The organism is Clostridium sp. 29_15 (assembly GCF_001916075.1).
Classification (GTDB): domain Bacteria; phylum Bacillota; class Clostridia; order Clostridiales; family Clostridiaceae; genus Clostridium; species Clostridium lentum.
This window is the reverse complement of sequence record NZ_MNRT01000018.1, coordinates 1-14,263: the sequence shown is the minus strand read 5'-3', so window position 1 is coordinate 14,263 and position 14,263 is coordinate 1. Positions and strand designations below refer to the sequence as shown.

12 protein-coding genes and 1 tRNA gene are annotated in these 14,263 nt (G+C 27.9%); 2 read left to right on the top strand and 11 right to left on the bottom strand.

Annotated elements, in window-relative coordinates; all coding sequences use genetic code 11:
- Nucleotides 1-226: 226 nt before the first annotated feature.
- Together BHW04_RS02490 and BHW04_RS02485 are read right to left on the bottom strand one after the other, a co-directional pair.
- The gene (locus BHW04_RS02490) at nt 227-685 is read right to left on the bottom strand and encodes a hypothetical protein (protein WP_302698753.1); all 459 of its coding nucleotides are present in this window, start codon (nt 683-685) and stop codon (nt 227-229) included.
- A 252-nt stretch (nt 686-937) separates the two neighbouring features.
- Nucleotides 938-1,816 (bottom strand): YegS/Rv2252/BmrU family lipid kinase, encoded by an 879-nt coding sequence (locus tag BHW04_RS02485; RefSeq protein WP_022211023.1) that lies wholly within the window; start codon nt 1,814-1,816, stop codon nt 938-940.
- A gap of 190 nt (nt 1,817-2,006) precedes the next feature.
- Between BHW04_RS02485 and pssA the strand changes: the two genes are divergently transcribed.
- Nucleotides 2,007-2,528 (top strand): CDP-diacylglycerol--serine O-phosphatidyltransferase, encoded by a 522-nt coding sequence (gene pssA / locus BHW04_RS02480; RefSeq protein ID WP_022211022.1) that lies wholly within the window; start codon nt 2,007-2,009, stop codon nt 2,526-2,528.
- Between the two features lie 78 nt (nt 2,529-2,606).
- On the opposite strand, the gene BHW04_RS02475 is transcribed toward pssA, so the two are convergent.
- From BHW04_RS02475 to recQ, 6 genes are all read right to left on the bottom strand, one after another.
- Nucleotides 2,607-3,002: a hypothetical protein gene (locus BHW04_RS02475; RefSeq protein WP_022211021.1), complete on the bottom strand. Its 396-nt coding sequence runs from the start codon at nt 3,000-3,002 to the stop codon at nt 2,607-2,609.
- Between the two features lie 142 nt (nt 3,003-3,144).
- Nucleotides 3,145-4,515, bottom strand: coding sequence for a SpoVR family protein (locus BHW04_RS02470; protein WP_022211020.1), 1,371 nt, complete (start codon nt 4,513-4,515; stop codon nt 3,145-3,147).
- A 2-nt stretch (nt 4,516-4,517) separates the two neighbouring features.
- Nucleotides 4,518-5,690, bottom strand: a complete 1,173-nt coding sequence (gene yhbH / locus BHW04_RS02465) for a sporulation protein YhbH (RefSeq protein ID WP_302698751.1) — start codon at nt 5,688-5,690, stop codon at nt 4,518-4,520.
- 5 nt (nt 5,691-5,695) lie between these two features.
- On the bottom strand, nt 5,696-7,618 hold the full coding sequence (locus tag BHW04_RS02460) for a PrkA family serine protein kinase (protein WP_302698749.1): 1,923 nt from the start codon (nt 7,616-7,618) through the stop codon (nt 5,696-5,698).
- 235 nt (nt 7,619-7,853) lie between these two features.
- Nucleotides 7,854-8,345: a GerMN domain-containing protein gene (locus BHW04_RS02455; RefSeq protein WP_022211017.1), complete on the bottom strand. Its 492-nt coding sequence runs from the start codon at nt 8,343-8,345 to the stop codon at nt 7,854-7,856.
- A gap of 309 nt (nt 8,346-8,654) precedes the next feature.
- Nucleotides 8,655-10,421 carry a DNA helicase RecQ gene (gene recQ / locus BHW04_RS02450; protein WP_370545588.1) on the bottom strand — a complete coding sequence of 589 codons (1,767 nt, stop codon included), beginning with the start codon at nt 10,419-10,421 and terminating at the stop codon, nt 8,655-8,657.
- Nucleotides 10,422-10,566: 145 nt separating this feature from the next.
- Between recQ and BHW04_RS02445 the strand changes: the two genes are divergently transcribed.
- Nucleotides 10,567-10,653, top strand: a tRNA-Leu gene (locus BHW04_RS02445).
- Between the two features lie 49 nt (nt 10,654-10,702).
- Here BHW04_RS02445 and BHW04_RS02440 read toward each other — a convergent pair.
- The 3 genes from BHW04_RS02440 to BHW04_RS02430 form a co-directional block, all read right to left on the bottom strand.
- Nucleotides 10,703-12,127 (bottom strand): potassium/proton antiporter, encoded by a 1,425-nt coding sequence (locus BHW04_RS02440; protein WP_022211015.1) that lies wholly within the window; start codon nt 12,125-12,127, stop codon nt 10,703-10,705.
- Nucleotides 12,128-12,305: 178 nt separating this feature from the next.
- Nucleotides 12,306-13,757, bottom strand: a complete 1,452-nt coding sequence (locus tag BHW04_RS02435; protein WP_302698746.1) for a methyl-accepting chemotaxis protein — start codon at nt 13,755-13,757, stop codon at nt 12,306-12,308.
- Between the two features lie 164 nt (nt 13,758-13,921).
- Nucleotides 13,922-14,263: LPXTG cell wall anchor domain-containing protein (locus tag BHW04_RS02430; protein WP_302698744.1), on the bottom strand; the 342-nt coding region annotated here is incomplete at its 5' end.

Here is a 14,263-nt window from a genome sequence, read left to right as displayed (position 1 = left end):
AATAAATAGCATTCCCTCTAATAATCCCTATTCAATTTTCTAAAATTATTCCTCTGAGGGACACCCTCCATTTAAATTCACCACCATTATTTAAAAACTCATTTTTATACACATCAAAAAAGCCCATAAAAGGGCATTTTTCATATACTTATATTATATTACACTAATTTTAAAAGGCAACTATTTTTTCCTTTTTACTTATGAAAAATTCTTCCTAATGGTTAAACTAATTAAAAGTATCTATAGATTGTAATACTACTATTAATAAACTAATTTCACCAATAAAAGGATAAGGAAATATCTTTATTCCCCCTAAGAACAATATATACTCTATAACAAATACTACACTTGAAAAAGTCAAAAGCTTCATACCTAAAGTATTACTGTATGGCTTATCTATATTTATTAAGGATATAACTGTAACCATGGCCATAACAATTAAATATATAAGGCTTGGAATCATCGTATCTTTAAAAATAACTACGTAGCCAAATTCAGCATCAATATAGCTCTTTAATCTATAAAAGGATATCAAGAAACAATATATTCCTATCATTGATATCATCAAGATAAAATTATAATCAAACCTCATCCTTTCATTTCTTAAAAATATATATAATGCCCCCATTGATAATAACGGAATTGTAATTATATCCATCATTGACATGGGCTTTAAAAAATACATTATTTCCTGCTTTTCAATTAAAGATAACAATAGTAACGTAATGTTTCTCAGTAATAAAATAGTTAAAGTAATAATATAGTATTTCCTAACCTTAACTGGACATCTTTTTCTTGCTTTCATAATTAAATAAAATATTATAGTAATTATAAATAACAAAAGACATAAATAATAAAAAGCCTTCACATTTATTTCCTTCCATAATTACTGTTATTTATAACTATTATTTTTTTTTATATTTTATTCTACATATAATTACTTAACACCTAAAATTTTCAGTCCACCTTTTATACATTTAATTTCTAATGGGAAATCTGGTCCCTTTTCTCCATCAATATCAGTAACTATATCTTCATGACATTCAACCTTTAAATAATCTGTCTTAAAATATAACACCTTATTTGAATCTAGGTGTTCACCTTTAAGAACCTTAATAAATAAAGGTAAAAGCTCATATATCTGCACAGCCTTAAACATTATTATATCCAATAAACCATCACAAGCATCTGCTCTCATAGCCAGATTAAAATTCCCTGCCGTAGCCCCATTGAATACTAATAATAAATACATTTCGCCTTCAAACTCTACTTCTTTTGATGAAATATTTACATGAAGCTTTCTAAAATTAGGTAACTCTTCTAACCCTTTTAGATAATATGCTAATTTACCTATAGTATTTTTTAAATTTACATCTGTCTTTTGAGAAACATCAGTAAATAATCCTGTACTAGCAACATTTACAAAATACTTATCATTAATACTTCCTAAATCTACTGATTTGACTTCTGAAGATAATATCTGTTTACATGCTTCTTCTACATCAGAAGACATCCCTAAAAACTTAGAAAAATCATTGGCTGTTCCAACCGGTAATATACCTATTGGTAATGATATACCACTCTTGGCCATAGCATTAACAACTGAATCAACAGTCCCATCTCCACCAGCTATTAATATGTATTTATAATTTCCATCTTTTATATCACTTAAGGCCACTCCTACATCTTCTCCAGCTGTGATTCTATATGGAACTACCGTATATCCAGCCTCTTGATGAAGGCTTATAACTTTATCTAATTTTGATAATATAAGATTTTCACCTGAATATGGATTATAAATAAACTTTACTTTCATAACACTATCTCTCCTACTACCATTATTTTTAAATTATATCACGATTTCTATACTTATAAAATAAATAACTTGTAAATATATTGCTTTTTGCAATCTATATTTTATAATACATATATTTTCAGTATTAAATTGTGAATACTTTTGTGCTATAATTATATTTTGACATAGAAATTATTTAGGAGTGATTAAAATGAGAAAAAGCTGTGTTCCTAATATATTTACCTTTATTAATCTATCTTTTGGAATATTATCAATTATAGAAACCCATAATGGGAATTACAGACTCGCTAGTATCTTTATTATTGCCGCTGCTTTAGTTGATAGATATGATGGAAGAATCGCTCGTTTTCTGCAAGTAAGCAGTGATTTAGGAAAAGAATTGGATTCTCTAGCAGATCTAGTATCCTTTGGTGTAGCACCATCAATTCTTGTATTTTTATTATTTGACTTAAACTCATATGGCCCATTTGGAATCATAGGAATTATTATTTTATTACTTTTCCCAATATGTGGTGCATACAGATTGGCTAGATATAATGCTGTTTCCTTTGATGGAGTATTTACAGGCGTTCCAATTACTGTTGTAGGATGCTTTATAGCTATTTTGGCATTATTATCATTTAAATATACTATTGCACCAACATTACTAGTAATATTGATGCTTATTGGTTCATATTTAATGGTCAGTAATTTAAAATTAAAGAAATTTTAGTTTTATAACATAATTAAAATAAAAAAGAATTCAAATTGCTGAATTCTTTTTTATTTTTTAGTTTAATATACTCTTTAATTAATTATCATCGTCATCAAAATTAACAAAATTATCCTCCCTATTTTTAACCTGTCCTATATTAGAAGAATTATCATATAACAATTCATCATCTATTTCAGTTAAAATATCCTTTTGAGTGCTTTTATTCATGATATAATTTCCTAAAACTGAACAATATTGAAAATAAGATTCACCACACTTATCAAGAAGAGTTATTAAATGATCTATAGTTTCTCCTAATTTATCTGCTCTTTTTACAGCATCTTTAACATAACTGGATTTAGCCTCAGGAATATTGTTTAGTTCTGCTGCTCCAGCAATTAGTAGCCTATATGAGTCTGTTACCTTCTTTAATAATTCAGATATATTGTATACTTCTCCATAATAACTCTTCATCATTTCCTTATATTTCATTTAACTCTCTCCTTATTATTTATAAAATTATTCATTAAATAAAATATTCGTTGCTTTTATTTTCGATACAAATACATTTTTCTAGTTACTTTTTCTTTATAAATAAACAGGCTGCATCAAAATCGTTGACACAGCCTGTTTATTAATTTACTATAACCTTTCGTTCATTATCACAAGTTAATTCTATTTGCCTACCTTCCTTTGTTTTTGTTTTTAAAACTATCTTATGACCCCATAAATCAAATAGATATTTTATGGTTTCTTTTGCATATAATAGTTCTAGTTCTCGTCCATCATATACATGCTCTAAAGTAAGAGTACCATCATTTCTGTTAAAATCAACTATTCTGATATACGGTATTCCCCCTACTCCACAAGTATCTGATATAGTATCTCTTATACTCTTCCATCCATCTTCATCAGATACCTCTTCTACCACAAATTCAAAATTTTTCTTAGCATATTGGAATAAGTTTAATTCCTCACATAAATCTTGTGTTAAATATTTTCTTAAAAAAGAATTATCTCTTTCTAAATATCTCACTTCAAACATCTTTTCTCGTCCATATCGCTTTTCAATGTCTTGGAACACTCTAAAACCTATATAGTAAGGATTTAAGCCTCCTAAAATAGGTGCTATAACATCATTGTGCCGCTTAATAAACTCAAAGTGTAAACCTGACTCTAATTTAAGCTCATTTAATATAGTATAATGCCAATAGCTTGCCCAGCCTTCATTCATTATCTTAGTTTCTATTTGTGGCAAGAAATATTCGCTTTCTCTCTTAACTATCTTTAATATATTCTTTTCCCAGTCTTCTAGGGAAGAATATTTAATTATAAAGCCCATGACATCATCACAAGGCTCTAAAGGTATCTTATTCAAGTTAGGAAGAATAATTTCCTCTTTTTCATCAAAGGCTCCCTTATTATCCACTTTGCTATTATACTCATCAATTAAGGCTTTTTTTATTTGTTCCTGAGTGAGTTCCTTTACACCTACAACTCTTGGTATTTGAAATCTCAAAGCATGAGCTGCATCAAGAATCTTTTCAACCTTATCATATCCTATATTAGGATCATTAATATAATCTCTGATTATATCTGCATCAAGCTTAAACATTTCAATGGTATAATAAGCTTTAGTCCCTTCTCTAAATAGTCTATTATTCTTAAAAAAATCATTGTGACCATACACATGAGCCATGGTCAATATTTGTAATAACAAGGTATTTTCCCTCATTAAATAACCTAAACATGGATCTGAGTTTATAACCATTTCATAAGGTAGACCTGTTAAATTAAATGAATATAAAGTCTTATTCTTTTCATATGCCTTACCATAACTCCAGTGAGGATATCTAGAAGGCATACCAACATAAGCTTCATACCCTATCATTTCATTAAATCCTATTATCTCAAATTCTTGAGGATAATAATCAAGTCCAAGCTCCGTAGCCTTTTGTTCTATAATCTTATTCCATTTTTCTAATTCTCTCACTGTATATTCCATGGCTACTCCTCCCTAAGCTCTTTACTTAACATCAATTTCAATGCATCCCATAAATTTTTCTTTTCTTTTACCACCACAGAAATGAAATTTTTATTGGTTACTTCTTTACTAAACCTATAGTACATTGTAGTTGAATAGGTTGAAGGAAGCAATTCAGCATAGCCCACCATATTGCTCACTTCACAAAGTTCTTTAAGTGCTGTTATTGCCCTTTCATTATCTTCTGACCAATTGTCACCATCACTAGCATATACAGGATATATATTCCACATTTCTGGAGGATATTTTTCCTTAATCAAGTCTAAAGCTACATTAAGTCCGCTGGATATATATGTTCCACCTGATTCAGCTTTATGGAAAAATTCATATTCATTTACCAGCTTGGCTATTGTTGTATGAGATACAAATTCAAAAGCTATATTATTATATTTTCTCTTTATAAACCTAGATAATACAAAGAAAAATGATCTTGCTAGATATTTCTTAGTACTATCCATAGAGCCTGATACATCCATGATAAATATCATCACAGCATTGCTTTCTTTCTTTGGTTTCATTTTTACTCTATAATATCTAAGGTCATCTTCTCTAAAAGGAAATCTATCTATATCCTGATCTAAGCCTGCTTCTGCTAAAGCTCTCTTTTTACCTTGCTTTCTAGCTGTTTTAGCTATAACAGTCTTCTTTTTAGCAAGTCTTGGATTAATACCATGTCTTGCATATCCTCTTTTTCTGCTGGCGCTTTCAGAAAGAATCTGTGAATATTTCTTTCTATCTAAATTTGGAAGTTCCAAGTCTTCCACTATATAGTCCATTAATTCTTCCAAGGTGATTTCAGTTTCATAAACATCATCACCTTCACTGTTTCCAGCACCTTTCTTACCTTTTTTTCCAATACTTTCTGCCGAACCTATCTTGTCTCCTCTTTTTTCTTCTCCTGTACCAGTAGCAACACCTTTATTGTTGTTTCCAAATACAAATTGATATTCCTTTATCCCTCTAATGGGAATCTTAAATTTTTTATTTTTCGTTTCCCCTACAATACTTTCTTCAGAAAGGATATCACCTAAATTTTCTTTGATAGATTTTTCAACTAATTGTCTATGACGTCTTCTATCTTCAATGCTTCTATCGTGTTCTACTGGATTTTCACTATTATCTCGAAAGATAGCCATCTTTATCAATCCTTCCACAAATTGTTTGCTGCATATTTTAATATGACGTCACAACAGTGTAGACAATATCCATTGTTCTTCATTTCTTCAACCATAGCATCATACTTTTCATTTTGCTCCTTATCTCTTACTCTTGTCTTAGTTATTATTCTAGACAAATCTTTTACTGATGCCATAAGCTTCTTTTCAATGGCTTCTTTTAATGGTTCATATGAAGTATAATCTATTTTCATGCCATTTCTTACTAAGTAGAACATATAAGATGTAACATCTGCTCTAAATCCCTTGCTAGATGCTTCAGATACACCTATTTGTTCTTCTATATTTCTCATGAAGTCTTCATCTGGATTTAATTCTTCTCCTGTTGAACAATCCTTTATCTTAGTCTTATTTACAAATGCTTCTGCATTATCTATATAATTATTAAATAGGCTTTCAGCTTGTTCTCTAAATGAATGTATAAAGGCCTTTGTTATTTCCTTTTCCAATACCTTATTATATTCTTTTCTAATAGTGTCTTGAATAAATCCTAAATATCTCTTTTTATCTTCTGCTGAAGCATCCATCTCTTTAATAGATTTAATAATGCTCTCCATTATGCTTAATGGATTTATACAATCATATTCTGAAATAGATAAGGCATTATCTATTGCTTTTACAATAAATCTAGTACTGATACCTTTCATACCTTCATAACTTCCAGCTTCTTCTCTTAATTCCTGTATATCTATCCTCTTAGTAGTTCCTTTTTCCACAATATCCTCACCATTATAAAGTTTTAACTTTGTCATAGGATCTACTTTAGCTGAAGGAGATAATCTTGAAAGTATAGCAAACATTGCTGCTATTTCTATTGTATGTGGAGCTATATGAGCTTTAAAATTACTTCTCTTCAATATCTTTTCATATATCTTCACTTCTTCATCAAGCTCTAAGCAATATGGAACTTCAATCTTTACAATTCTATCTAATATAGCTTCATTAGTATGATCTGATTTAAACTTTTCCCATTCTGCTTCATTTGAGTGAGCTACAATAAGTCCATCAAAATAAATCATTGAACCTTTTCCTGGTGATGGAATTGATTTTTCTTGAGTAGCTGTTATTATAGTGTGTAAGTATTCAACATCATTTTTAAACACTTCAATAAATTCTACCAACCCTCTGTTACCTACATTAAATGCACCATTTAATGAGAATATCCTTGGATCGTCTTCAGGATACATATCCATCTTAGATATATCAATTGATCCTGTTAAAATAGATGTATCTTGATTATTAGGATCAACTGGAGGCACTACACCTATTCCTTTTCTTGATCTTATAGAAAAATTCTTTCTTTCAACAGGAACATTTTCATATTCCCCATTAAATTCATGAATAAGCCTATATTTACATACTGGGCATAAATCTCCTTCAATTTGTGTGCCTAACATTTCATTAAATTTTCCTCTTAGATGATTAGGAACAAGATGTAAAGGTTCTTCATGCATTGGACAGCCTTTTATAGAATAAATAGGATCACAGCTTACTAAAGCTAATTTTAATGCTTCAACCAAAGATGATTTACCAGCACCAACAGGTCCTACTAAATATAATACTTGCCTTGCCTCTTCACCTTTCATTGATGCAGAATGAAGATAATTTACCAATTTCATTAATACTTTATCAATACCAAAGAAATCATCTTTAAAAAATCCATATCTCTTTATAGTTTCATTTCCATAGATTTTTCTTATTTTAGGATTCTCATCCCCCTTTAGTACCTCAACACCTTCACTCATAATCCTTTCATATAATCTCTTATGAGAAAGCTGTGCAATATCTGGATTAGCCTTCACAAGTTCTAAGTAATCTATAAATGTACCTTCAAATTTTTCTTTATTTCTACTTTCTCTATCTGTTAGAATAAATTCTTTGAAGTTCATAAGCACTCCCCCCTTTACTTTAATATATTAATTACCAAACGTAATATATTACTCTTTTTATCTTTTTAGATTAAATAAAATATAAACGTAGCCAAACCATGGGCTTATTTATGGATAAATCCTTACTTTGATTTAACCTGCACCAATTATTATTTATCAATAAAATCAAACAGCGTTTAATTAAAAAATAAATAAGATAGTAGTAACAATTAACTTCTACTATCTTATTTACTTTTTAAAGCTCTAGTTTTGGTGTTTTTATAAGGCTTACATCCATTGGACCTATGGTTTCCACTTCCTTCCCATCAATAAGGAATTTTACACCATCCACATTAAAACATTCATTTAAACATAATGTATTTACAATTGAATATATTTTTACTTTAACAGCTGCAGAAGAGCCTGTTTGACTATCATCAAAATCCTTGCTTAAATCTACATATGCTATTTTATTCTCTATTTTTATTGAATTAACTTCTGTTTCTTTTGGTATACAACATTTTTCAGTATCTTTTAATGCTGTAATAACATTTTTTAATTCTGAAATATCTACATTTTTCTCTTCAACTACCCATTTTGAAATATTATCATCTGGTACATAAAGTTCTATTAATTTCTCACTTTTATAGCTTTCCTCTACATTGTTAGAATTAACTGCTTTACTTTCTAAGCAACCTACAAGATTAATGCATAGTAATAATATACCTATTAAAAATTTTTTAAACATACTAACTCCTTAATATTATTTTCTATAATTACCACTATTTCCTTTTATGCCATTATTTATTCATTTAATATCAAATTTTAAAAATAACCTAGTAGTATATATTATGCTATTTTCTTTAACAAATGATAAGGAGTAATATTATGACCAATAATGATTTTAGTGTCAAAATATGTAATATCGTTACTAGTAGCACCTCCTATAGTATTTTCAATCCTATTTCAACAGTATTAAAAACATTTAATATAAAATTTTTGTAATATTATAATATTGGCTCACAACCTATATTAGTTGCGAGCCATACATGGATTTCTACTTATAATTATTTATTATATCTAATAGTTCCTCTCCAAATTTTTCATATTTCTTTTCTCCCATTCCTCTTATACCAAGAAGCTCTTCCTTATTCTTAGGTAATATATTACTTATTTGAATTAAAGTAGCATCTGAAAATATTATATATGGCTTAATTCCTTCTTTAAGAGCTTTATCCTTTCTCCAATTCCTTAACACATTAAATAAATCTTTATTTAACATTACTTCTTCTTCGCTTTCATTTAGCTTAAATAAAACCTTCATTTCAGATTTTAATATTTTCAATGACTTCTTATTTAGCTTAAGCATAGAATATGTACCTTCTTTTAAATCCACATAACCAAAATCTATCAATGTCTTTATTATATCCTTAATAAATCTGCTACTGTACTCTTTCATTATTCCATAAGTGGTCAACTGATTTAATTTATCATTAACTATCTTAGGTCCTGTCATCCCTCTTAAAACATCTACCAACACAGCAATTCCATATTTTTCTCTGCTTCTATATACACAAGATAATATTTTTTGTGCTTCTATGGTATAATCACGAATTTCTTCATCTTTTAAACAATTGCTACAGCTATTGCAATAATTCCTTGCATTTTTTTCACCAAAATAGTTTAAGATAAAATACCTTAAGCACCCTTTGCTTTCACATAAATTTATCATTTCTTGTAACTTTCTTATCTCTATTTCTTTCCTATTTAAAGACGATGTCGTATATATAAGATATTCTAAAGTACGCACATCACTTCTATTATATAAAAGATAGCAATTGGCATTTTCTCCATCACGTCCGGCTCTTCCTATTTCTTGATAATAACTTTCTATATTCTTTGGCATGGTAAAATGTATAACATACCTTACATTTGATTTATCAATTCCCATACCAAATGCATTAGTAGCTATCATTAAATTGATATTTTCCTTAAGAAATTCTTCTTGATAATATTCTTTTTCTTCATCTTTAAGACCGCCATGATATTTTCCTACTATATAGCCTAAATCTTTTAGGTAATTATAGAGCCCTTCTACTTCTTTTCTTGTTACACAATATATTATTCCTGAGCTATCTTCTTCTCTAATTATATCTTTAACAAATTCTAGCTTATCTTCTTCTATATATAAGTGTATATTTAAATTTTCCCTATCAAAACCACCAATATAAATATAAGGATTGCTAAGCCCTAATAATTCAAGCACATCTTTTCTCACCACCTCTGTAGCTGTAGCAGTAAATGCTGTTATTACTGGTCTTTTATCAAATTCATTAATAAACTGTGCTATTTCTCTATAACTTTTTCTAAAATCATGTCCCCACATTGATACACAATGAGCTTCATCTATAGCTATTTGACTTATATTAAGATTTTTTAATTTTCTTTTAAAAAAATCATTTTCTAATCTTTCAGGTGCTATGTATAATAATTTAACTTTTCCTTCATAACATTTTTTTATTATGTCATTTATATCATTTAAGCTTTGAGTACTATTAATATACTCTGCTACAATACCATTTTCATTTAAACTGTCCACCTGATCCTTCATCAATGATATAAGTGGTGATACTACTATTGTTATTCCTTTAAATATCATTGCAGGTATCTGATAACAAATTGATTTTCCTCCCCCAGTAGGTAATATACAAAAACTATCTCTACCTTTTAATATATTGCTTATTATTTCATACTGTCCTTCTTTAAATGAAGTATATCCATAGTATTTATTTAAAACTTCAAAAATAATATTCATACTTTTAATCACCACCCTTTTACTTATTTACTTTATTTATTAATTTTATCATATTAAATTATAATATAAACTTATACTATAAATAATTTTTATAACTATTTTGTAAAAAAGTGTTGACCATATAAGCTTTTTATATTATACTGACATTGTTCTTGCTGAAGTGGCGGAACAGGCAGACGCACAGGACTTAAAATCCTGCGGTAGCGATACCGTACCGGTTCGATTCCGGTCTTCAGCACCAAAAAGAAGTTCAATTTTGAACTTCTTTTTTTGTTTTATTTAAAAATTTACTATTTAGCCTTTATAACTTTATAAAAGTCCTCATCTAAACAATTACCAACTGCCACCAATACATCGCCTTCCTTTATTATAGAAGATCCTTTAGGAATTATTATTTCACCTTCTCTTTTTATCATAGCTATAAGTATTTCTTCTGGAATATTAGCATCAATTATACTTTTATTTATAAGATTACAGCCCACATCAACTTTTAATTCCATAACCTTTGTATTTTTCTCTTCAACATAATCATTAAATGTCTTTAATACAGGTTTGTTATTATCTAAAAGTTCTAAACGCCTTGCTATTATAGGTATCAAAGTTCCTTGAACTCCAACAGACATCAAAGCAATAAAAAATATAATATGATATATATCATTATTTATATTAACCTCATAATTTAAAGCAAATATGGAAAAAACTATAGATGCTGCACCTCTAAGACCTACCCATGATATAAATAGCTTTTCCCTAGTATTAAACTCAAACCTTCTAAGCACTAAAAAAACTGATATTGGCCTTGCTATAAAAATTATAACAAGAGAAATCACCACTGACTTTCCTATTACTTTAGGTAGTTCTATGGGACTTGATAAAAGTCCTAAAATAAAAAATAATATTATTTGCATAATCCAAGATACACCATCTAAAAAGTGTACCAAAGTCTTCTTATGAGGTATCTTACTATTACCAATAATTATTCCACTGATGTAAACACTTAAATATCCATTCCCTCCCATCCATTCACTCAATGAATATGAAATTATAGCTATAGCTATGATAAAAATAATGTAAAAGCTTTCTATTTCAAAATTTGCATGCCTAATTAAATATATAGAAGCTATTGCTATCACAGCTCCTACAATAATTCCAAAAACTATCTGACTTACTATCATTGGTATAAGCTGCATTACTGTACCGTTCCCCATTATAGTAAGAATAATCAAAGTTAACATATAAGCTACTGGATCATTACTACCACTTTCTACTTCCAAAAGCGATGCTAAAGAACCTTCCAAATTTAATTTTTGTGATCTAAGTATAGTAAAAACTGATGCTGCATCGGTGGAACTCACCACTGCACCTATAAGTAAAGATTCTAATAAAGATATTTTAAATATTAAATATACAAACAATCCTGTAATAAAAAAAGTTATGATAGTTCCTAAAGTAGACATTAAAATAGAAGGTACTGCCTTTGGTCTAGCCATACTCCAATTAGTTCCAAAACCACCATAAAACATTATAAAAACTAAAGCTATTGATGCAATTTCTCCAGTTAGTTGAAAGTCACTAAAGTCAATTCCTATTATTCCAAATATCATGCCTAAAAATATAAAAATCAAAAGAAGAGGCACTCCAAACTTGTATAAAACCTTACTAGAAGTAATACATATAAGAAGTATCAAACCACAACATAACATTAGTTGTACCATATGTTCCTCCATTGTTATTGCTATTTATTCATTATATTATCTATTGACTCTTTAATTGCAAAAATTAAATTATTTTTGATAAAGATGAGATTTTCAATACTCTTAAGTACCATAAGCTTATTTAAATTTAAAAAAGAAACTCCCTATAATTACTTATTGGAAGCTTCTTTTATTAATTCTAAATATATTTTTCTATTTCATTAACAGTCTTTTCTAGAGACATAAAAATTTCTTTAACTTCTTCTAACTTTTCTGAATTTTTATTAGATATTGAAGCAGTATACTCTGAATTATCCATAGTTTCTTTTGATAATATAGAAATATTTGAAATACTATCACATACTTTTTCACTATTATTTAATACCAATCTCATCATATTGGTTACTACATTTATTTCACCTTTAACAGTATTCATATTATCTTGAATTTTGTTAAATGCATCATTTGTGTCATAAACCAACTCTTGTTGTTTTATACTTTCTTTTAATAAATTTTCAACTTGCATAACTGATACCTGAGTTTCATTCTTTAATTCTGCTAAGATACGCTCTATATTTTCTGCATTAGTCTTACTTTCTTCTGCTAATTTCTTAATTTCTGTTGCTACAACTGAAAACCCTTTTCCTACTTCTCCTACTCTAGCAGCTTCTATTGATGCATTTAAAGATAAAAGATTGGTTTGCTCTGCTATACTAGATATAATTTCTGTTATATTTGCTATATTAGAAAATTTATTTTCTAAATTTTTCATAGATTCATTTACTAAATTGTTTTTCTCATTAACAAATTTACTTGTTTCTAGTAATGTTTTAACCTTTTGTATTCCTGTATTAATAGCATTATCTGCATCCGTTGAATAATCTTCTACATTTTCACTTGCTTTAGTTGCATCTTCAATTTTATTTTTAATATCTTCTATTAAAGAACTTTCCTCTTCTATTTCCAATACAGTTTTTGATGAACTTGATTTTATTTCTAAAAATGATTTATTTAATTCTACATTGCTATTATTAAAATCATTCATAATTTCATTTAGTGATATAAAATTTTCTGATAATATTTCAACTATTTTTTTCATATCATCTATTAATTGTTGTTGTTGTAAATTTTTATTACTTATTTCCTCTAATGTTTTTGCTGTAATTTCCTCAGAAGTTTTTAAACTGCTTGTTACAAATAAACTTACAGGTATAAACCCAATAACACTTGCAATTACTATAATAGACTCACTGGTATTTCCTTGCGAAATTAACATATATACATATATTGCTATTGTAATAGAACACCATGTACACATAAATCTTATTAATTTTACATTTTTACATAAAATTATAGAGATTATATAAACAAATGCAATTACATATGTTACTACAGTTTTGGTTGTTAATAATGTTATTGAGTATATAATACAATATATAATTGAATATATCCACGAAATAGTTTTACTCAATTTATTTCTCTTATATTCTATAATAGCTACTAAATTTGTTATTATTATACTCCCAGTAATTAATAATAAAAATTCTTTACTTCTATCTCCAACTGCATACTGGCTTAATGAACCACCAATATATAAAGCACCTAAAAATAAAAATATCCCTATAATAATTCTATTAATTTTTTTATTCATAGAATTATTTCCTCCTTTATACTATATTAATAATTAAAATCTCTTCTAAAATATTTATCGAAAACTATCTTTTTTTCTTTATTATAAATTACAAAAAGATAGTTTTGCTAATTTATATAATCAGCAAAACTATCTTTACTTAATCAATTTATAAATGATTTTATTTATTTTTTCCTCTTCTTTTTGAATGTTAATAATCCACCTAAAGTTAAAATAGTAGATCCAAGTCCTATTATTCCAAGAGAATTAACTCCTCCTGTTTTAGGTATTGATTTATCATCTTCCTTATTATTTTTTTCTGAAGATTCTACACTAACTGGTATTTCTTTTTTATCTGATGTATCAGGCTTCTCTTCTGGAGTTTCAGGTTTTACTTCAGGAGTTTCAGGTTTTACTTCAGGTTTCACTTCAGGTTTTACTTCAGGTTTTACTTCAGGTTTTACTTCTGGAACTTCAGGTTCATTTGTAGATTTATATAAATCTTTTAATACAGTTACTACTTCTAC